Origin of the sequence: Microbispora cellulosiformans (assembly GCF_008728085.1) — a bacterium.
Taxonomy (GTDB): domain Bacteria; phylum Actinomycetota; class Actinomycetes; order Streptosporangiales; family Streptosporangiaceae; genus Microbispora; species Microbispora amethystogenes.
Window position 1 is genome coordinate 55,359 of the sequence record NZ_VYTZ01000013.1, and the last position, 19,715, is coordinate 75,073.

At 72.2% G+C, this 19,715-nt stretch carries 16 protein-coding genes; 7 read left to right on the top strand and 9 right to left on the bottom strand.

What is annotated here, in order from left to right:
• Window positions 1-7 precede the first annotated feature (7 nt).
• Window positions 8-1,756 (top strand): ABC transporter ATP-binding protein, encoded by a 1,749-nt coding sequence (locus tag F5972_RS28925; protein ID WP_150937884.1) that lies wholly within the window; start codon window positions 8-10, stop codon window positions 1,754-1,756.
• 1 nt (window position 1,757) lies between these two features.
• Here F5972_RS28925 and F5972_RS28930 read toward each other — a convergent pair whose 3' ends face one another.
• Window positions 1,758-3,881, bottom strand: a complete 2,124-nt coding sequence (locus F5972_RS28930) for a prolyl oligopeptidase family serine peptidase (RefSeq protein WP_150937886.1) — start codon at window positions 3,879-3,881, stop codon at window positions 1,758-1,760.
• A 42-nt stretch (window positions 3,882-3,923) separates the two neighbouring features.
• On the opposite strand from F5972_RS28930, the gene mshB reads away from it, so the two are divergent.
• From mshB to rraA, 5 genes are all read left to right on the top strand, one after another.
• The gene (mshB, locus tag F5972_RS28935) at window positions 3,924-4,829 is read left to right on the top strand and encodes an N-acetyl-1-D-myo-inositol-2-amino-2-deoxy-alpha-D-glucopyranoside deacetylase (protein ID WP_150937888.1); all 906 of its coding nucleotides are present in this window, start codon (window positions 3,924-3,926) and stop codon (window positions 4,827-4,829) included.
• Window positions 4,830-4,838: 9 nt separating this feature from the next.
• Entirely contained in the window at window positions 4,839-5,291 is a 453-nt protein-coding gene (locus F5972_RS28940) for a DUF6113 family protein (protein WP_150937890.1), read from the top strand.
• Window positions 5,292-5,354: 63 nt separating this feature from the next.
• Window positions 5,355-5,774 carry a hypothetical protein gene (locus F5972_RS28945; RefSeq protein WP_150937892.1) on the top strand — a complete coding sequence of 140 codons (420 nt, stop codon included), beginning with the start codon at window positions 5,355-5,357 and terminating at the stop codon, window positions 5,772-5,774.
• A gap of 77 nt (window positions 5,775-5,851) precedes the next feature.
• Complete coding sequence (locus F5972_RS28950) at window positions 5,852-6,859, top strand: MBL fold metallo-hydrolase (RefSeq protein WP_150937894.1); 1,008 nt, start codon at window positions 5,852-5,854, stop codon at window positions 6,857-6,859.
• Between the two features lie 26 nt (window positions 6,860-6,885).
• Window positions 6,886-7,380: a ribonuclease E activity regulator RraA gene (rraA, locus tag F5972_RS28955; protein WP_150937896.1), complete on the top strand. Its 495-nt coding sequence runs from the start codon at window positions 6,886-6,888 to the stop codon at window positions 7,378-7,380.
• Window positions 7,381-7,411: 31 nt separating this feature from the next.
• Here rraA and F5972_RS28960 read toward each other — a convergent pair whose 3' ends face one another.
• The 8 genes from F5972_RS28960 to F5972_RS28995 all read right to left on the bottom strand — a co-directional run bounded on the left by F5972_RS28960 (window position 7,412) and on the right by F5972_RS28995 (window position 19,263).
• A complete protein-coding gene (locus F5972_RS28960; RefSeq protein ID WP_191910362.1) occupies window positions 7,412-9,208 on the bottom strand; it encodes an HNH endonuclease signature motif containing protein in 1,797 nt (598 codons plus the stop codon).
• A gap of 699 nt (window positions 9,209-9,907) precedes the next feature.
• Window positions 9,908-11,059, bottom strand: coding sequence for a cysteine--tRNA ligase (locus F5972_RS28965; RefSeq protein WP_150937900.1), 1,152 nt, complete (start codon window positions 11,057-11,059; stop codon window positions 9,908-9,910).
• Between the two features lie 111 nt (window positions 11,060-11,170).
• Window positions 11,171-13,048 (bottom strand): sigma factor-like helix-turn-helix DNA-binding protein, encoded by a 1,878-nt coding sequence (locus F5972_RS28970; protein WP_150937902.1) that lies wholly within the window; start codon window positions 13,046-13,048, stop codon window positions 11,171-11,173.
• Between the two features lie 63 nt (window positions 13,049-13,111).
• Complete coding sequence (locus F5972_RS28975; RefSeq protein WP_150937904.1) at window positions 13,112-15,205, bottom strand: UvrD-helicase domain-containing protein; 2,094 nt, start codon at window positions 15,203-15,205, stop codon at window positions 13,112-13,114.
• A 4-nt stretch (window positions 15,206-15,209) separates the two neighbouring features.
• The gene (locus F5972_RS28980; RefSeq protein ID WP_150937905.1) at window positions 15,210-16,811 is read right to left on the bottom strand and encodes a hypothetical protein; all 1,602 of its coding nucleotides are present in this window, start codon (window positions 16,809-16,811) and stop codon (window positions 15,210-15,212) included.
• A gap of 76 nt (window positions 16,812-16,887) precedes the next feature.
• Window positions 16,888-17,664, bottom strand: a complete 777-nt coding sequence (locus F5972_RS28985; RefSeq protein ID WP_150937907.1) for a class I SAM-dependent methyltransferase — start codon at window positions 17,662-17,664, stop codon at window positions 16,888-16,890.
• 185 nt (window positions 17,665-17,849) lie between these two features.
• Complete coding sequence (locus F5972_RS28990) at window positions 17,850-18,941, bottom strand: ABC transporter substrate-binding protein (protein WP_150937909.1); 1,092 nt, start codon at window positions 18,939-18,941, stop codon at window positions 17,850-17,852.
• Window positions 18,942-19,032: 91 nt separating this feature from the next.
• Window positions 19,033-19,263, bottom strand: coding sequence for a putative acetyltransferase (locus tag F5972_RS28995; RefSeq protein ID WP_150937911.1), 231 nt, complete (start codon window positions 19,261-19,263; stop codon window positions 19,033-19,035).
• 97 nt (window positions 19,264-19,360) lie between these two features.
• Here F5972_RS28995 and fdxA point away from each other — a divergent pair, with 97 nt between their 5' ends.
• Window positions 19,361-19,687, top strand: a complete 327-nt coding sequence (fdxA, locus tag F5972_RS29000; protein WP_111701357.1) for a ferredoxin — start codon at window positions 19,361-19,363, stop codon at window positions 19,685-19,687.
• Window positions 19,688-19,715 lie beyond the last annotated feature (28 nt).

The window sequence follows — 19,715 nt, forward strand, 5'->3', positions numbered from 1 at the left end:
TTCGGCAATGGCCCGTGAGATCCTGCCGGTCGCCGACCGGGCGCAGGTGCGCGCCTACGCCCGCCGGCTCACGCTGAAGTATCCACGCGAGCTGGGCCTGGCGCTGGCCCTGCACGCCCTCGCGGCCGCCGCGGGGCTGGTCGCCCCCCGGATGCTCGGCGGCCTGGTCGAGGGCCTCGCCGAGGGCAGGGCCGACCTGCGCGTCGACGCCGTCGCCCTGGCCATCGCCGCGTTCGTGGCCGCACAGGCGGTGCTGATCAGGTTCGCGGTGTACGCCTCCTCCCGGCTGGGCGAGAAGGTCCTGGCCGAACTGCGGGAGGAGTTCGTCGGCCGGGTGCTCGCGCTGCCGCTGTCGACGGTCGAGCGGGCCGGCGCCGGTGACCTGCTCACCCGCACCTCCCGGGACGTGGACGCGCTGTCGCGCTCCGTGCGGCACGCCGTGCCGGAGACCCTGATCGCGGTCGTGACCGGGGCCTTCGTCGTCGGCGCCGTGGTCCTCGCCGGGCCGCTCATGGCGGTGCCGTCGCTGATCGCCGTACCGCTGCTGTGGATCTCCACGAAGTGGTACCTCACCCGCGCCAGGGACGGCTACCTGCGCGAGAACGCGGCGTACGCCGACATGACCGAGGGCCTGGCCGAGACGGTCGAGGGCGCGCGCACCATCGAGGCGCTGGGCCTGCGGGACCGCCGCCACCAGCGGACCGACCAGGACATCGCCCGGTCGTTCGCGGCCGAGCGCTACACCCTCGGCCTGCGCATGGTGTGGTTCCCCACCGTCGAGTTCGGCTACGTCGTCCCGATCGTGGCGACCCTGCTCGTCGGCGGGCTGTTCCACATCGAGGGCTGGGTGTCGGTGGCCCAGGTGACCACCGCCACGTTGTACGTCCAGCAGCTCATCGACCCGCTCGACCGGCTGCTGTCGTGGACGGACGAGCTGCAGGTCGGCGCGGCCTCGCTGGCCCGGCTCCTCGGCGTCGGCGGCGTCCCCGACGACCGCGCGGCCGGGACCGCCCGGCCGGTGGGGGAGGAGCTGAAGGCCAGTGCCGTGCGGTACGCCTACCGCCCCGGCCACGACGTGCTGCACGGCGTCGACCTCGACGTACGCCAGGGGGAGCGGCTGGCCATGGTCGGGCCGTCCGGTGCGGGCAAGTCCACGCTCGGCCGGCTGCTCGCCGGGGTGCACGGGCCACGGACCGGGTCGGTCACCGTCGGCGGGGTCCCGCTGGTCGAGCTGCCGCTCGGCGAGCTGCGCGGGCACGTCGCGCTGGTCACCCAGGAGCACCACGTGTTCCGGGGCACGCTGCGCGACAACCTGCTGATCGCCCGCCCGGACGCCGCCGACCCGGACGTACGCCGCGCCCTGGAGGCCGTGGACGCCTGGGAGTGGGTGGCCGCGCTGCCGCGGAGCCTGGACACGACCGTGGGCTCGGGCGGCACGGCGATCTCGCCCGCCCAGGCGCAGCAGCTCGCGCTCGCGCGGCTGGTCCTGGCCGACCCGCACACGCTCGTGCTGGACGAGGCCACCTCGCTGATCGACCCGCGCGCCGCCCGCCACCTGGAGCGCTCGCTCGCCGCCGTGCTGGAGGGTCGTACGGTGATCGCCATCGCGCACCGGCTGTACACGGCGCACGACGCCGACCGGGTGGCCGTCGTGGAGGACGGCCGGATCAGCGAGCTGGGCTCCCACGAGGAACTGGTGGCGGCGGGCGGCGCCTACGCCGCGCTGTGGGACAGCTGGCACGGCACCGCCCGGTAGCTCACCTGGTGATGTTGAGGGACTTCTTCAGGAAGTCGAGCTGCAGGAGCAGCAGGTTCTCGGCGACGACCTCCTGCGGGGTCATGTGGGTGACGCCCGACAGCGGCAGCACGGTGTGCGGGCGGCCCGCCGCGAGCAGGGCCGACGACAGCCGCAGCGTGTGCGCGGCGACCACGTTGTCGTCGGCCAGGCCGTGGATCAGCAGCAGCGGGCGCTCCTGCTTCCCGGTCTCACTCCCGGCGATCTTCTCCGCGTCGCCCAGGAGGGACGACCTCTCGTAGTGGCCCTCGTCGGGGTGGCCGAGGTAGCGCTCGGTGTAGCAGGTGTCGTACAGCCGCCAGTCGGTGACCGGCGCCCCCGCGACGGCGGCGTGGAACACGTCCGGGCGGCGCAGCACCGCGAGCGCGGCGAGGTAGCCGCCGAACGACCAGCCCCTGATCGCCACCCGCGACAGGTCGAGGTCGCCCGGGTGCAGGGCCGCCACGCCCTGGAGGGCGTCCACCTGGTCCTGCAGGGAGATCGTGAAGTCGCGCAGCATCTCCCGCTCGAAGGCCGGGCCGCGCCCGGGCGTGCCCCGCCCGTCGGCCACGATCACCGCGAAGCCCTGCTCGGCCCACCACTGGGACTCCAGGAACATCCGCCGGGCGGACAGCACCCGCTGCACGTGCGGCCCGCCGTACGGGTCCATCAGGACGGGCAGCGGGCCCGAGCCGGGCACGTGCCAGGACGGCAGCAGGACCGCCGCGGCCAGTTCGCGCTCGCCCGCGCGGACCAGCGAGACCCGCGGCTCCAGCCCGGGCCGCTCCGCCACCGACCTGATCGAAGATCCTCCCACCGGCGCTGATCTCACTGACACCGTCACACCCTCGGTGTCGAGGCTCTGCCGGATGACGAGCGTCGTCCCGCCCGCCCGGCGGCCCGAATGGACGCCCGGTTCGGTGGTCACCGGGCTGAGGGTGCCGTCGCGGTACGTCCACAGGTGGATCTCGGTGGAGTCGCCGCTCGCCTGGAAGAGCACGGTGTCGCCGTCCACGTCGAGCACCGCGCGGACCTGCAGCGACGCCGGCGTGACCGGCTCGGAGCCGACCACGAGCCGGCGCCCGCCGTCGGCGTCGGCCACCCAGACGAGCGTCCCGTCGGACAGGCGCGCCGGCACGCCGGGGACGATCTCCACCCAGGCCGGATCGGTGTCCTCACGCAGGATCGTCGTCTCGCCCGTGTCCGGGTCCGCCGACAGCAGGCGCATGCTCCTCTGGTCGCGCGAGAGCGTCACGAGCGCGAGGCCGTGGGTGTCCCACACGGCCGTCGCCAGGTACTCCTGATCGAACGGCACCTCCGTACGCGTGCCGTCCAGGCCGATGACCAGCAGCGTGACCTCGGCGTTGGACGTGCCGGCGGCCGGGTAGCGCTGGGGGACGGGCTCGCGGGAGGGGTTGGCCGGGTCGGCGATGTGCCAGAGCGCGACCGGCGCCTCGTCCACCCGGGCCACGAGCAGGCGGTCTCCCGAGGGAGACCACCAGTAGCCGCGCATCCGGTCCATCTCCTCGGCCGCGATGAACTCCGCGAGGCCGTAGGTGACGGTGTCGCTCTCCGGCTCGGCGAGCGTGCTGTCTGCTCCTGTGCCGGTCCCTGCGTCTGTCCCGCTGCCGATCTCCAGCACGTGCAGGGCGCCGCCCGTCACGTACGCCACCCGCGTGCCGGTGGGGTCGAGCCGGGGGTCGATGACCGGCCCCGCCGCCGGGAGCCGCCGCACCTCGCCCGTGGCGAGTTCGGCGAGGTACAACTCGCCCGACAGCGCGAAGACGGCGAGCCGTACCTCCCGATCGGTGGCGTACGCCACGACGCCGCCCGCCGACTCCCGCGACCGCTCACGGCGGGCGCGCTCCTCCGGGGGCAGGTCCTCGTCGGCCGCGCCGAGCGCGAGCGGGTCGACGACCAGCCGCTCGGCGCCGGTCGCGCCGTCGGACGGCACGTCCAGCTCCCACAGGCACGTCACCGGATCGGTGCCCGACCTCGTCCTGAGGAAGACCACGCGACGACCGTCGGGGGAGATCGTGAAGCCGCGCGGCACCCCGAGGGTGAACCGCCGGGTCCTGGCATGCAACCGTGGGAAGCTCTCCGTCATAGCTCCTCATACTGCCAGCAGGAGGGCACTACCCTCGGAGGCATGACTGACCGCCGTCTGCTGCTCGTGCACGCCCACCCCGACGACGAGACCATCGGCACCGGCGCGACCATGGCCAAGTACGCCGCCGAGGGCGCCCATGTGACGCTCGTGACCTGCACCCTCGGCGAGGAGGGCGAGGTCATCCCGCCGGAGCTCGCCCACCACGCCGCCGACCGGGACGACACCCTCGGCCCGTACCGCATCGGCGAGCTCGCGGCGGCGTGCAAGGCGCTCGGCGTCACCGATCACCGGTTTCTCGGCGGCGCCGGCCGCTGGCGCGACTCGGGAATGATGGGCGGGGCGGCCAACGACCGCCCCGGCTGCTTCTGGCGGGCCGGCCTCGACGAGGCCGCGGCCGAGCTGGTCAAGGTGATCCGGGAGGTCCGGCCGCAGGTGCTCGTCACCTACGACGAGAACGGTTTCTACGGCCACCCCGACCACATCCAGGCGCACCGCGTCTCCCGGCGGGCCTTCGAGCTGGCCGCCGACCCGGGGCACCCCGGCGGGCGGCCGTGGCGCGTCGCCAAGTTCTACTGCACCGCGATGCCCAGGTCCGTGCTGCGGCGGACGGCGGAGACGATGCGCGAGACCCTCGTCGACTTCTGGGTGCCCGACTCGGTCGAGGACCTGCCGGCGTGCCCTGACGCGGACGTGACGACCGAGATCGACGCCCGGCCGTACGTCGAGGCGAAGATCGACGCGATGCGGGCGCACGCGACCCAGATCGCGGTCGACGCGCCCTGGTTCGCGTTGTCGAACAACATCGGCCAGCAGATCCTCGGGGTCGAGCACTACATCCTGCGCGCGGGGGTGCCCGGGCCGCCCGGCCTCGGGGTGCCGCCCGAGGCGGGAGGCATCGGAGAGCCGTACAACCGCGAGAGCGACCTGTTCGCCGGCATCGGCTAGGTTGATGTGGTGACCCAGGAGACCGAGGAGACGCCGCCCGGCGTCGAGGCCGGCGCTGTGTCTGGTCCTGTGCCCGGTCCTGTGGCCGGAGCCGTGGCCGGCGCGGCCTACGGCATGCTCTTCCTGCTGGGGCTCGTGCTGGGGGTCGTCGGCGGTTTCCAGCACGCGTGGTACCTGGGCGGGCTGCCGATCGCCGCGATCGCGTGGCTGGCAGTGCTGTTCGCCCTGCCGTACGCGATGGGCAGGATGATGGGCGGCAAGCTGGGCGCGTTCGTCCCGGCCGCCGGCTGGCTCCTCATCTCGTTCGTGCTGGCCACGCCGCAGCGGGCCGGTGACCTCGCCATCGCCGGGAACTCCGCCGGCTACTGGTATCTCTACGGCGGCGTCCTCGCCGTCGCGGCCGCCGTGGCCGTGACCCGCTCCACCGGCTCCTGGCTGCTGCGGTCGTACGACCGGGCCTGAGCTTGACTGTGTAGCTTGACTGTGTAGCTTGCCCGGTTCGCGGGAGTCGCCGATTCTGAAGAGATGCGGCGGTCGCACCGGGTCCGGCAGGTCATCAACTACGCCAACCTCTCCACGCCTCTCGGCCTGCTGATCGCGAGGCTGGGCCGGGCGCGCACGTGCAGGGGGGAGCGGGGGCTCGTCTACGCGCACGGTTACCGGATCCCGTTCCCGGTCGCCGGGGCCTTCACAGTCGGGAACGTGATCCTCACCAAGCACGGCGAGGGCTATCTCAGCGGCCCGCTGCTCGACCACGAGGCGCGCCACGCCACGCAGTACGCCGTCTGCGTCGGCCTGCCGATGGTCGTGTTGTATCTCGCCGCCTCGGCGGTCTCGTTCGTCCTCTGCGGCCATCCGGGCTCGTGGAACCTCTTCGAACGGATGGCCGGCCTCGACGACGGCGGCTATCCCCGGGTGCGTCCCTGGTGGGGGAGAGTGAGATAGGGGGGAATCGAATCCGCCGGTCGTAGGAGGAATATTTCCGTTCTCGTGGGGATCATGAGAGCGGAAGGGAGTTCCCCATGTCGCAGACGATTCAGCCGGAGAGCCCTGAGGCCCCAGAAATTCCCGTTTCTTCCGATGTCGTCGTACGGCCCGCCACCACTCCCCGCCGGTGGCCGTCGAGCTTCGCCGACCGGCTGACCGCTCCCCTCCCGGACTTCCGCGAGGTGACGAGCGTCATGTGGCACGGGCAGCTCAGGCCCGACATCGGCGACGGCGACCAGATTCCTGTCCAACGTGTGGGACTGTCCCGTGCCGCGGCGACCGAGACCATGGTGACCTGGGTCGGCCACGCGACGTTCGTGCTGCAGATCGGCGGGCTGACCGTCCTGACCGACCCGGTGTGGTCCCGGAAGATTCCCGGCGTGCGCCAGCGGCTGACTCCTCCCGGCGTCGCCTGGTCGGACCTGCCCAGAATCGACGCCGTCGTGATCAGCCACAACCACTACGACCACCTCGACGCGCCGACCATCCGCCGCCTGCCGCGAGACACGGCCGTCTTCGTGCCCGCCAGGCTCGCGGGCTGGTTCCGGCGCCGGGGCTTCCACAACGTGACCGAACTGGACTGGTGGGAGTCGGCCCGCCTCGGCGAGGTGTCGTTCGACTTCGTCCCGGCCCATCACTGGAGCCGCCGTACGTTGTGGGACACCTGCCGGACGCTATGGGGCGGCTGGGTGCTCACCTCCTCCGAGCACCGGGTCTACTTCGCGGGCGACACGGCCTATGGGGAGCGGTTCGCCCAGATCGGTGAGCGTTATCCGGGTATCGACCTCGCCCTCATGCCCGTCGGGGCCTACGATCCCCGCTGGTTCATGAAGGTCTCCCACGTCGATCCCGAGCAGGCCGTACAGGGGTGCCTCGACGTGGGCGCCCGGCGGATGGCGACGATGCACTGGGGCACCTTCGTGCTGTCCGGCGAGCCGCTCCTGGAACCGGTGCGCGAGGCCCGCGCCGTCTGGGAGTCGCGCGGTCTCGACCCGGGCGACCTGTGGGACCTCGCGGTCGGTGAGAGCCGCACACTGCCCTGACGAGGCGCGCTGGCACAATTCCCCGCATGAGCTTCGCGACCGCTGACCTTTACGACGCTCACTACGACACCCACGGCGACGCGCTGCGCAGCTGCCTCACCCAGTTCCGTTCGTACGGCTCGCGCCCCAGGTTCTCCGGCCAGATCTCGACCATCCGCTGCCTGGAGGACAACGCGCTGGTCAGGCAGGTCCTCGGGACGCCGGGCGAGGGAAGGGTGCTGGTGGTCGACGGCGGTGGGTCGCTGCGTACGGCGCTGCTCGGCGACCTGATCGCGGCCTCCGCCGTGAAGCACGGCTGGGCGGGCGTCATCATCAACGGCGCCGTACGCGACACGGCGGCGCTGACCGGCCTGGACCTCGGCGTCAAGGCCCTTGGTTCCAATCCCCGCAAGAGCGCCAAGACCGGCCTCGGAGAGGTCGACGTCCCGGTGACCTTCGGTGAGGTCACCTTCGCCCCGGGCGAGTGGCTCTACAGCGACGAGGACGGCATCCTCGTCGCCTCCACCCGCCTCACCCCCTGACCGGCCCGCCCCCTGACCGGCCCGCCCGCCTCTATACCCGCAGCCGGGTGGTGCGGGGGTTGCGGTAGGTGAAGGCCCAGCGGTCGTCGCCGATGTTGCGGCGGGTGTAGCGGGTGGGGTGGCGGTAGCGGTCACGGTTGTGGAACTGACACGCCGGCCCCAGCAGCTTCAGATCAGTCAGCCCGCCGCTGCACCAGTCGTCGGCGTGATCGATCTGGCACATCGTTGCGGGCAACGGGCAGCCGTCCACCCAGCAGGTGGCGTACCGGGCGAAGACGGCCCGGCGCTGTGCGGGGGTGGCCAGGCGGACCTTGCGGCCCATGTCCAGGACCTGCCCGGCGGCGTCCATGACGATCCGCACGAGAGTGCTGGTGCGGGCCAGCCGGTGCACGCTGGAGGCGGGCAGCAACTGCCCGGTCGCCAGGATCAGCCCCGGCAACCCCCGCAACCACACCCCCGGCGGACTGTTCACCCCCAGCCCCGGCGGTCTGTTCTCCGGCGGAGCATCCGCTCCCGCGCCCGACCAGGCCTCACCACCAGGCCAGACACCACCACTGTGCTCCGGCCCCGGCAGAGCGTCGGCTCCCAGCCCCGACCAGGGCTTATCTCCGGGCCAGGTGTCGCCTCCCCCGGTTGGGGGTCTGTGCATGGAGGGCTCGGCAGCGGTAGGGCGGTCGGGAGCGGCGCGCTCCCCGCCGGAAGCGGGAGCCTCTGTGGCGGGGTTCTCGTCGACGAGGTCGTTAGCCCGGTGCTCATCGCCGTACAGCGGGGTGTCGCTTTCAAATTGCTCGCGATCGTGCAGGTGCGCGTCGCTCTCGCGGTGCGCGCTCTCACCCTCCGGCGCATCACCGGCGCAGGGCTCGCTGCCGGGAGCGGTCGGGGAGTGGCCAGGGTTCAGGCGCTCGTCACGAGGGACAGACGTGTCGCTGGTGGGGTGGTCGCCCGAGGGGCCGTCTAGGTGGTCAGCGGCGGCGTGGTCGGCTGAGGCGTCCGCGCCTGCGGGGTCGTCTGCGAGGTCGTCTGCGAGGCCGTTTGTGGGGTCCGTGCCTGCGTGGTCGGCTGGGGAGTCGGCTGTGGGGGCGGTGTCTGGCGGGTCGTCGGGGAGGGATTCGGCGTTGACCAGCACCAGAAGCTCGGTCGCGATCCTGTTCTCCAGGAACGCGATCAACACGTCCGCGTTCCGCACACTCAGCGTGCGGTCATCGCCCTCAGCTTTCGGCTTGGCGTAGGCGTCCAGCAGGTGCTGCAATCGCGCGGCGGCCTCCACCGGCAGGTAGAACTCCCCCTCCACAGCGCCGTTCCTTCGCCGGCGCACCCGGAAGAACCGGCGGTCGAAGTCCGCCTGCTCATCCTTCTCATGGCCGTCGGGGTCCAGCACCGCCCGCAGATACCGCCCCGCCTTGGCCACCTCCGCCGCACCCGCCGATCTCGCCAACTCCAGCAAGATCCCCTCAGCCGTCTTCGCCTGGTCGTCGGTCAACCCGGAAGTGGCTATGCAGATCGCCTCCACGATCCCCTCAGCCAGGCCACCCTCCGCGAACAGGCGGCGCGCCTCGTGCAGGCGGACCAGCTCCATGCTCACCGTCAGCAACCGGCCGGCTCCCGCAGGGGTCATCCCCCCAGCGGAACGCAGCCACAGCTTGGTGGACGCATGCCCATGGCTCTTCGCCTCCCCAGCCCGGTGAACACGCCCGACCCGGGCGGCCAACGCGCTGGTGATGCGGTCACGGGCCGACAGCAACTCCTCGGCCTCGGCCAGGCACACGCCCGAGTCCTCCGGCACCGGCACCAGAGCCACCGCCCGCGCCGCCTCAGCAACCGCCGCCACCGCCACCCACGACGAGCCTCCGGCATTGTCGGTAGAGACGCTGTCGGTAGAGACACCGTCAGGAGAAACACCGCCAGAAGGGGCACCACTCGGGGTCTCTTCACCGTTGTATTCAGCATCGGGCGCACGGCCGCGACGAGTATCGAATACACGGGCAGAGTTAGGCGATTCCGCCGATTCGTCGAACCGGCTCGCGTGCTTCCGCGCCCCGGGCTCGACGATCGGCACATATTCACGGGCAAGCGCACCCTCGGACGACCAAAGGGGCGAGCGAGAGATGAGCCGCTCCCACCATTCGCCATTGCCGTCATCGTTCGAATGACGAGGGTGCGCAGGGTCAGAGTCGAACAGATCCATCACACCTCCCATCAATTCGAAAGCCTGTATTAATTCTCCCACGGCAACGCGCCGTGAACACCCCAGCGCGGCGATTAGCTGGGATCACACGTCGGCGGTTTCCTCTGCGTTTCAGCCGTTTATCGAGTGATTTGTCGCTATGGAATGCCAGATGTGCAGTGCGTTGTCGCCCGTGATCTCCGGCTCGCCCGCAATGAGCCCGCAGTGAACCCGCGCGGTGGACCTGCAGTGAATCCGCGCGGTGGACCCGCGGTGAACGCAGCCGGCAGGGTGTTCGGAGCTCAGCCTGCTGGGAGCGTGGGAGAGCTGCCGAGGAGGTATCCGGAACGCTGCCGGGGAGGGTCAGGCCTTGCCGATGTCGGCGGGCAGGTCGAGGGCGAGTATGTGATCGAAGTGGAGGAAGGTCTCGAACTTGGCCCCCGGCGTGATCGACTCGTCGGTTTCCAGGTCGCCGAGCAGGCGCAGGGCCTCTGGTGTGTCGAGATCGTCGTCCAGCGCGTTCTGGACGCGTCCGGCGTACGTGGCGTCTATCGGGCGGCTGGGAGACTCCGCCCACTCGGCCACGCGCCGCCGCAGGCGGCGCAGTTCCGCGTCGGCTGTCTTGAGGCTGTCCCAGGTGAGGTCCACCTGTTGCCGGTAATGGTGGCGCAACAGGGCCAGCCGTACGGCCAGGGGGTCGAGCCCGGCCGCAGCCACACGGGCCGGCGTCACCGCGTCGGCGCCGCCAGAAGAGCCGCCAGAAGAGCCGCCGTCGGAGCCGCTGTTGGAGTCGCCGTTGGAGTCGTGATCGTCCACCGGTCGGCCCTCGAACAGCAGGCGTCCGGCGTGCGCCCAGTGGGCGGCCGCCTCTTCGCCGGTGGCGGCGTTCGACTGTGCCCGCACTCTCTCGTGATGCGGGGAGCGCAGGCCCTCACCGCCGACGTAGAGGTCGAAGCGCGGCCCGAGGAACCGGAGCGGCGTCGCCGAGCATTCGATGTCGCGGCTCGGCAGCCCGCGTCCCCAGGGCGCGTCCCAGGCCGTGCCCGCGCGGTCCTCGTCGCCAGGCTCCCAGAGCATCCAGTCGCCGGGAGCCGCCGCGCCGCACATCTCCCCGTACGCCGGGAAGGACGCCGCGTCGAACATCACCGCCCCCTCGGGAGTGGCGTACGCGTGACCATGCTCGATGAGCCGTCCGATGAGCTCGATGATCAGACCCATGGTCTCGCTGGTGCGGGGGGAGTGCTCGGGAACGCGCATGTTGAGCGCGAGAGCGCCGGCTTCGAGGGAGGCTCCGCCGTCACCCCCGTGCCCGAGGTCGGAGACGTTCCGGCAGGCGAGCACGCGTAACCCGGCCCGCTCGCTGACGCGGCGGATCAGGTCGGCGAGCAGATACGGGCGCGGGTCGCCGAGACCGGAGGGCCCGTGTGCGGCGCAGGTGTGCATCCGCAGGATCCGCGAACCCGCCGGTGCGAGGGGCACGATCTGCCGGGTCAGGGTGTCGTGGAGCCGCAACATGCCTTGAGCCTACGTGCTGTGCCCGGCGTCCCCTCCACCCGAGCAGGACCCTTCACCCCAGCTTCACGAGCAGGACCCTTCACGAGCAGGAAGCCCGGTCAGGAAGCCCCGTCAGGAGAGGAAGCGGAGGATGTCGCGGTCGCCGCGGTCGCGCAGGCGGTCGAGCACCTCTTCCCGGCCGGTCCCCTCGGTCAGGCCGATGCGCGCGCCGATGAGGCGCAGCCCTTCGGCCTCGGACGCCACCGGCGCCGTGTACCCGATCAGGTGCAGGGCCTGGTTGATCGCGGGCAGCCCGGCCGCGGCGGCGGGCAGGAACCGCGTCAGCAGCTCGCCGCCATCGGAGACGGTGAGGAAGACGTGGTCGCCGTCGGAGGCGTTGTAGTCGGCCAGCACGTTCCTGATCGATCCGATGGTCGGCTGGTTGTGCCAGCTGATCACCACTTCGCCCGACGACGTCGACACGGTGAGCTGCCCCCCGGGCGCCATGCCGAGATGGGCCGCGAAACCCGTCGGCAGCGGCGAGCCGGAGCCCCGCAGGTGTTCGGCGTTGACGTCGACCCGGTGCCACCAACGGCCGTCGCGGCTGCGGAAGCAGCGCCGGGTCATCGAGACGTCCCGGCGCGGCTGGTACGGCTCGCCCTGGGCCTGCCCCGCGACCCTGATGTAGCCGCGCTGGGTGCGTTCGAACCCGGGCCCTCCGGCGTACGCCCTGATCGAGCTCTCGCTCACGTCGTAGCGCGAGGTGAGGTTGTCGACGATCGTGCTCACCGACGCCTCGCCGCCCGCGCGCTCGATCTCCCGGCTGATCATCTCCCGGATGCCCAGGTACTCCTCGCCGCCCCAGCGGCGCAGGCCGTACTTGCTGCGGTCGAGCCGGATGAACCGCTCGTCGGCGGCGAGCTGGTTGCGCAGGCCGACGAGGCTGTAGTCCTCGCCGATGCGGGCCTGGATCTCCTCGGGGGTCAACGGAGCGCCGGAGACCGCCAGCACGGCCTCGGCCTTGTCGCCCATGCTGCGCGGCCAGGGCACGACGTGCCCGTCGAGCACGCGCAGCTGCGGCACCGACGCGAGCCAGCGCTCGGCCACGTCCTCGCGTACGCCGAGCTGGGCCACCTGCGCGACCGCCTCGTCCAGCGGGCGGGGGCCGTCGGCGAACAGCTGGCGGGTCTTCTCCCTGAGCTCGTCCGCGCCGCCCGCGACCAGCCAGCCGTCCACCTGGTCGTACCCCGTCAGCAGTGTGCGGACGAACCGCCAGGCGGGGATCGCGAGAGTGATCAGCTCGGTGCGGTGCCACGGCACGGCCGCGGCGAGGTCGTCGGCGGGCACCGCGGAGCCGAGCCGGGTGCGCAGCCAGGCCAGATGGGCGTTGAGCGGCGCGGCGGCCGGGCTCCGCAGCCACTCCAGCACGTGGTCGCGCAGGTCGCGCTCGATCTGCCGGATCCGCTCGCGGGTGACGGAGAAGCGCTGGGCGAGCTCGTCGAGCGTGGCGCGCTGGGCCTGGCCGGGGTGCTGGCCCGACTGCTGGGAGGTGTCGTAGTAGAGCCGGTCTCTGGCGATGGCCCGCTGGCGGTCGTCCAGCCGGGCGAAGATCTCGTCGATGACCTCGGCCATCGGCCGCTCGGGGAGGGCCGGCGGGACCGGGGCCCCGGCGGGCTCCCCGGCCGGCTCGGTGGCCAGCAGCCGGTCGATGACGTCGATGAACAGCTTGTGGACGATCTCGCGGGGGCCCGGCGTCTGCAGGCTCTCCTCGGGGTGGGTGAACCTCAGCAGCGGCAGGATGTCGCCGAGGACCAGGTGCGCCCAGCAGGCGCTGGTGAGATCGGCGAGCCGGGAGGCGATCTGTACGGTCCCCACAGCCGCGCAGGCCCGGTCGAGGGGGAGCGCCTGCCACCACGCGTCGGGAAGACCGGGGTCGCTCGCGATCGGCTCTACCTGGCTGGGCGCGGTCCAGCGCAGCGGAGGCACGATGTCGCTAAGGCTCAGGTTCATGCAGGTCCAACCGGCGAGGGGAATATATCCGCAGTTCACACTAGGGGATCAGGGCCAAGGTGGTCACACGGGAAGGAAGGGACTGGCGCGTCCCGAATAGGACACGTAGAGCAACTCTCCCGCTCGTGTGCACGCCACGTAGAGCAGCCCCCGTTCGCGTTGCAGATCGTGCGCCCGTGCCGTCGGATCCTCGGCGGCCGGGGTCAGCGCGTCGGGCGCCGGCACGATTCCGTCAGCCACGCCTATCACGGCAACCCGGCGGAATTCCAGCCCTTTCATTCCGTGAAGCATGGCGACTTTGACCGTGATGCCCGCTTCGCGTAGTGCGGTACGGGCGGTACGCACGAGGTCGGCGGTACGCGCGGCGACCGCGATCTCTGCCGTGGGCACGCCTTCCCGCAGCCAGTCGGCCACCGTCGAGACGAGGCCGGCGATCTCCGCCGCCGGGGTCACGTACTCGCGCACCATCGGGCGCGGCCCGTGGCCGAGCCCGCGGTAGCCGTACAGCCCGGCGTTGCCCGCGACCAGGCCGTCGGCGGGTCCGCCGCCGCGCAGCCGCACCCCCCACGACAGCATCTCCGGCGGCAGCCGGTAGGAGAGCTTCAGATGGAACCGGCGGACGGGGATGCCGACGTCCGCGAGCGCGACCCTCGTGTCGAACATGCGCTGGTGCGGGTCGCCGAGGATGAACAGGTCGTTCGGGGCGGCGGGGACCGCCGCCCGCAACAACCGCCATTGCGCGGGGTGCAGGTCCTGCGCCTCGTCCACCACGATGTGCCGGTACGGCTCCCGCCCCGGCTCCCGGTCGCCGAGGAGGTCGCCCACGGCCCGCCCCAGCAGCCCCGCCGCCTCGGAGGCGAGCTGGAGCAGGGTCCGCCGGCCCGTCTCGCGCAGCCGCCCGATGACGTGCTGGACGGCCTCCCACACCAGGGTCCTCGCCCCGGCGTCCAGCGGCACGCTGCGGCCGGGCCGCGCCGCCGCCTGGTACTCCTCCAGCGTCCGCAGGTCCTGCGCGAGGATCACCTGTTCCCACTCCCGCAGCAGGAACGCGCTGCCGAAGCGCCGGTCCGAGTGCTTCCCGTGTTTGCCGAAGCGCCCGGCGGCCGCCTCCTGCCACAGCCCGGCCAGGTCGTCGGAGGAGACCAGGGCCGGGGCGCGGCCCTCCGCCTCGGCGACGATGCGGTGGGCGATCCGGTCCACGTTCCCCACCTCGACGCGCTTGCGCACCAGCTCGTCGCCGACCATCATGTCGAGCCGCGCGGACAGCTCGGTCGCGAGGCCCTGCGAGAACGTGACCAGCAGGATCGGGCCGGTGGCCGCGCGGGCAAGCAGGGCCGCGCGGTGCAGCGCGATGACCGTCTTGCCGGTGCCGGCTCCCCCGGTGATCAGCACCGGCTCGTCGTACGACGGCCAGTTGGCGTACGTGTGCTGCGGCGGGTAGAGGAACGTGCACCAGTGGGGCTGGGCGACGATCCGCTCCAGCTCGGCGGCGTCGGCGGTGAACACCGCCCGGTCGGGGCTGCGCCGCAGCGCGGTGAGCAGGTCCTCGGGGTCGACCTCGTCGGCCGCCCGGCAGCGGCAGGCGTCCAGTTCGCGCCAGGCCGCCGCGAGCGAGCCGCCGCGGGCGAGCGCCGACAGCGGCGCGAACTGGCTGCGCGGGAGCAGCGGTTCCACCGCGGCGAGGTGGGCCTCCGACGTCATCATCCGCAGCAGCGGCAGCAGGCGGGCGTCCACGCCGATGTTCAGCAGGTCGGTGTCGCAGAAGTCCTCGAACAGCGGACGGCCGCCGCTCCGCGACGCCCGGCGCAGGGCCGGCTCGATCCGCTCCAGCGCCTCGGCGTCCCAGACCTCGACGATCCCGACCGCCGTGTTCACCCCGATCCGGTGCCGCTGGGCGTACGACCACGCCTCGGCGTCCGGCAGCACGGTCAGCAGCCAGTAGACGTCGTCCTGCCGGACGACCACCCCCCGGTGGCGGTCGGCGAGCCGCAGCGTGGCGACCCGGGGATCGCGGCCGTTGCGCACCCTCTCGGGGTGCGGCGCGGTGGAGGCGTTCAGCAGGAACCGGCGTACGGCGAGGATCGCCTCCCGGCGGACGGGCCGGGGGAGCGCGCCGAGCCCGTGCAGGAACTCCGGGGAGATCGCGAGCCGGGGCATCCCGCTATCCCAGCAGGGTCAGCAGGTCGCGGTCCCCGCGTTCGCGCAGCCGCGCGAGGATCTCCGGCCGCCCGGCGGGCCCGGCGAGCCCGACCCGCGTCGCGATCACCCGCGCCGCCTGCTCGGGCGTGCCGCCCGGAGCGGTGTAGCCGACGAGGCGCAGCGCCCGCCGCATCTCGTCGCCGCCCGCCGCCGGCAGGTGCCGTACGCGCAGCAGGCCCTCCTCGGAGAGGGTCAGGAAGATGTGGCTGCCCTCCTCGGCCGAGACCTCGGTGAGGATCCGCCGCAGCGAGTCCAGCGACGGCCGGGTGTGCCAGGAGAGGCCGATGTCCCCGGCGGCGCTCTGCACGGTCCGGGTGTCGCCGGGGGCGAGCCCGACGTAGGCCGCGAACCCGGTCGGCAGCATCACCTCGCCGCCGCCGAGGTGATCACCGGAGACGTCGACCCGCAGCCACCACCTGCCGTCCGGCTGCCGGAAGCACCGCCGGGTCAGCGACACGTCCTTGAGCCCGCGCCCCCGGGGCACCCGCTGCGCGCGTAGCTGCGGGACGCTGTCCAGCCATTCTCTGGCGGCGTCGGGACGTACGCCGAGCGAGCGGACCAGTTCGAGCGCCTGCGAGACGGTCGGCGGCCGCTCGGCCGCGGTGATGAGGGCGCGGGTCCGCTCCCTCAGGTCCTCGACGTCCCCGGCCACCAGCCAGTCGCCGGAGAGCCGGTGGTCGGGCAGCGTGGCGAGCACGAACCGCCAGGCGGGCACCTCCAGCGAGCGCAGCTCGCGCCCGTGCCAGTCGGCCGCCGCGACCAGCCGCGCCTTCGGCACCGCGACGCCGAGCGCGGCGGTGAGCCGGGCCAGATGCTCGTTGTACGGCGCCGCCTCCGGCGACGCGAGCCACTGGGCGATCCGGCCGCGCAGGGCCGCCTCGGCGTCGGCGAGCACCTCGGGGGGTACGGCGAGCAGCCTGGCGAGCTGCTCGGGCGCCGACGGGTCGTCGGTGAAGACCCGGTTCTGCGCCACCATCCAGGTCTGGTCGTCGAGGTCGGCGAAGGCCGCGTCGATCAGTTCGGGGATCAGCTCGGGGATCACTTCGGGAGGGTCGGCCGGCCCCGGTTCGGGCTCGTCCGGCAGGCTTCCGGAGACCTCGCCCTTCTGAGTCGTCTCAGAAGTCGTTTCAGAAGCCGTCTCGGCGGAGTCCGCCATCCGGGCGAAGACGGCGGAGAACAGGGCGGCCAGCACCGGCCGCGCCTTGACGAAGGGCTGGTCGGCCAGCTCCCGGCCGGACAGCGCGAGCAGGCCGTGCCATGATCCCGCCCGATCGAGCGCGATCGCGACCTGGGGGTCGTCGGCCTCGTCGGGATCCAGCACGTGGAGCGCGGGCAGCACGTCGCCGACGGCCGCCGCGGGCCAGTGCTCCAGCGCGAGGACGGTGAGCAGCTCGGCGAGCGCGTCGGCGTCCGCGACGGCCAGCACCCGGTGCAGGGGAAGCGTGCGCCACCAGGCGTCGGGCAGCCCCGGCCGGTCGAGCGTCCCGATGCGGGCGGCATCACTCCAGCGCAGTGGTGGCACGAGGTCACTCAGGCAGAAGTTCATGCTGTCCCCATCGCTCACAAAGACCAGACCATAGTCTGGCAAATCTCCCCGCCGTGCTGGAGATCCCAGTTAACTGGCTCAGTGGCTAATTGGCTCAGTGGCGTTCGGCGGCGAAACGGAGGCGCACGTAGTCGGCCATCCAGCCCGACTCGCGCCGCAGCGCCGGGGCGGCCAGCTCGTTGACCCGCCGGAGCAACGGCCCCACGGTCGCGGGAGGAACCTGGTCGAGCAGCCGGCCGGCGAACAGTCGCACCCAGTCGGCCGCGCCGTCGGGGCACTCGTCGAGCGGCGTGGGCCGGTCGAAGTGTTCGAGCAGCCGCACCGTGAACCCGCCCTTCTCCAGCCGCAGGGCGTACTCCGCCGGGCCGGGGAAGTACCACGGCAGCTCGGGCTCGCGCAGGCCGTGCTCGCGCCAGGCGGTGAGCATGGCCGAGGTCAGGGCCGCGCAGTTGCCCGCGCCGCCCATCTCGGCGACGAACCGGCCGCCCGGCCGCAGCGCCTCGCGTACGCAGTCGATCACCGCGTCGGGGTCGCGGCTCATCCAGTGCAGGGCGGCGTTCGAGAAGACCGCGTCGTACGACTGGGCCACGGTGAAGTCGTGGCCGTCGCCGACGGTGAAGTCGAGACCGGGGTGATGGGCGATGGCCTGCTCGATCATCGCGTGGGAGCCGTCGATGCCGAGCACGTGGGCGCCGCGCGCCGCGATCTCGGCGGTCATCACCCCGGTGCCGCAGCCGAGGTCGAGCACCCGCTCACCGGGGCGGGGGTCGAGCAGGTCGACCAGCGGCGCGCCCACGGGCGAGACGTAGCCGAAGGAGCTGTCGTAGGCGCGAGCGTTCCATCGAGTGGGACTGGGGGTTTCGTACCTCAAGATCGGCTCGCATTCTTACTGGCCGGTGCCGGGATCGCCACACTCTGATCCACAGCCCGGCCACCACGACTCGATCACCACGGTCTCAGCCGACTCGTGAGACTCCTGGGATCTGGTGGGATTCCGGTGGGATGCGACACACTGTACGGCTTCCGACGCCTCTGCGAGTGTCAGTGCTGTGAGTGTCAGCCCACGTCCTTCGCCCAGTGCGCGGCCAGGTAGGCCTTGGCCTTGTCCTGCTCGGGGATGGTGAGGATCACCGGGTCGCCGGACGCCTCGGGCAGCCGGGCGGCGGCGCCCCCGTCGAGGGCCCCGCGCGTCTCCATCGCCTCCATCCGCGACGGCCGGGCGTACGCCTTGAGGAAGAGGTTCTGGCCCTCGTCGGACAGCAGGAACTCCTCCCACAGGCGGGCGGCGGCCGGATGCGGCGCCGCCGCGTCGATCGCCTGCATGTAGTAGGAGGCGAGCACCGCGTTCTTCGGGATCGTGACCCGCCAGGCCGCCGCGCCGCGCGCGCCCGCGGCCCGCGCCGCGTTCATGAAGTCCCAGTCGACCACCGTCGTGGCCTGGTCGGGACGGCCGAGCATGCCGCCCTTGCGCAGCCGCGCGAACAGGTTCACCCCCCGCGCGGCGTCGGGCAGTCCCCGGCCGAGCGAGGCGGCCATGACGCCGCTGAAGGCCGACGCCACCTGCCGGGGGTCGCCGGGCAGCGCGACCGTCGTCCCCGGCCGGGCCAGCGCGGCGTACGACGCCGGGGCGGGCACCTTCCTCGGGTCGTAGCCGATCGACATGTACCCGCCGTAGGCGGCGTACCAGCGGCCGTCCTGGTCCTTGGCCTCGTCGGGGATGTCCGCCCAGCCCGTCACCCGGTACGGCGCGAAGAGCTTGGCGTTCGCGACCGCGACCTCCAGCGTGACGTCGAAGACGTCCGGCGCCTGGGCCGTCCCGCGCAGGCGGGCCGCGGCGTCGATCTCCTGCCGGCTGTTCGCCTCCGGCATGATCGACGCCACCTTGATCCCGTACTTGTCGGAGAAGCGCGCGATGATCTCCTTGTAGCCGACCCAGCCGCCCGGCAGGCCCACGACGGTGAGCGCGCCCTCCTTGCGGGCGGCGTCGACGAGCCTGTCCATCGTGCCGAACCCGTCGGCCAGACTGGCCGCGCGGGGGTTCAGCGGAGGCGGCGGCCTGTCCGGCGTCCGCTGCCGGGAGCACGCGGAGGCCGCGGCCAGGAGGACCGCCGCCGAGGAGATCGTCACGACACAGGCGCGTAGGGTCACGTCGCGTATGCTCCGCCCCGCCGGCGCGGCCGGTCGAGGCGGCACGCTGCGGGATTGCCGCCTGATTACCTCGGCTGTCTACCTCGCCTGCTTACCTCGGCGGTCTGGGCGGCACGACCTTGGCGGCGGCGAGCGTCTCCTCGGCGATTTCGACGAGGCTTCCGTCCCGTTTCCGTACGGTGAGCACGCCGTCGCGCCAGGATTCCAACACGCCGACGGCGTCCCGGAACCCACTTGGGTCCCTGCGCCGGGTGGTCACGCGTTCGCCCACGTCGGCAGGGGTGATCGCGACGACGAGGCGGGCTCCGGTCTTAGGGGCCACGACGATTGCCCCCCTCCTGTTCCGGCTGGTAGGCAGGCACCGCAATACTAGGGCTAGCAACCCGCGGTCGAGCCGTGCAACCCAGAAGGAGCCCGAGGTGACGTACGTCATCGCGCAGCCTTGCGTGGACGTCCTGGACAAGGCGTGCATCGAGGAGTGCCCCGTCGATTGCATCTACGAGGGCGAACGCATGCTCTACATCCACCCCGACGAGTGTGTGGACTGCGGGGCGTGTGAGCCGGTCTGCCCCGTGGAGGCGATCTTCTACGAGGATGACCTTCCCGAGCAGTGGAAGGACTTCTACAAGGCCAACGTCGACTTCTTCGAGGAGCTGGGCTCGCCCGGCGGCGCCTCGAAGGTAGGAAAGATCAACAAGGACCACCCGGTGGTCGCGGCGCTTCCGCCGCAGAGCGAGGAACACTAAAGAGTCACCGACCCTCGCGGGCCCGCTC

What these genes read in the sequence shown, in the direction of transcription:
- F5972_RS28925 (WP_150937884.1), top strand. Translation starts at nt 8, where the DNA reads ATGGCCCGTGAGATCCTGCCGGTCGCCGACCGGGCGCAGGTGCGCGCC.
- F5972_RS28930 (WP_150937886.1), bottom strand. Translation starts at nt 3,881, where the DNA reads ATGACGGAGAGCTTCCCACGGTTGCATGCCAGGACCCGGCGGTTCACC.
- mshB (WP_150937888.1), top strand. Translation starts at nt 3,924, where the DNA reads ATGACTGACCGCCGTCTGCTGCTCGTGCACGCCCACCCCGACGACGAG.
- F5972_RS28945 (WP_150937892.1), top strand. Translation starts at nt 5,355, where the DNA reads ATGCGGCGGTCGCACCGGGTCCGGCAGGTCATCAACTACGCCAACCTC.
- F5972_RS28950 (WP_150937894.1), top strand. Translation starts at nt 5,852, where the DNA reads ATGTCGCAGACGATTCAGCCGGAGAGCCCTGAGGCCCCAGAAATTCCC.
- rraA (WP_150937896.1), top strand. Translation starts at nt 6,886, where the DNA reads ATGAGCTTCGCGACCGCTGACCTTTACGACGCTCACTACGACACCCAC.
- F5972_RS28965 (WP_150937900.1), bottom strand. Translation starts at nt 11,059, where the DNA reads ATGTTGCGGCTCCACGACACCCTGACCCGGCAGATCGTGCCCCTCGCA.
- F5972_RS28970 (WP_150937902.1), bottom strand. Translation starts at nt 13,048, where the DNA reads ATGAACCTGAGCCTTAGCGACATCGTGCCTCCGCTGCGCTGGACCGCG.
- F5972_RS28975 (WP_150937904.1), bottom strand. Translation starts at nt 15,205, where the DNA reads ATGCCCCGGCTCGCGATCTCCCCGGAGTTCCTGCACGGGCTCGGCGCG.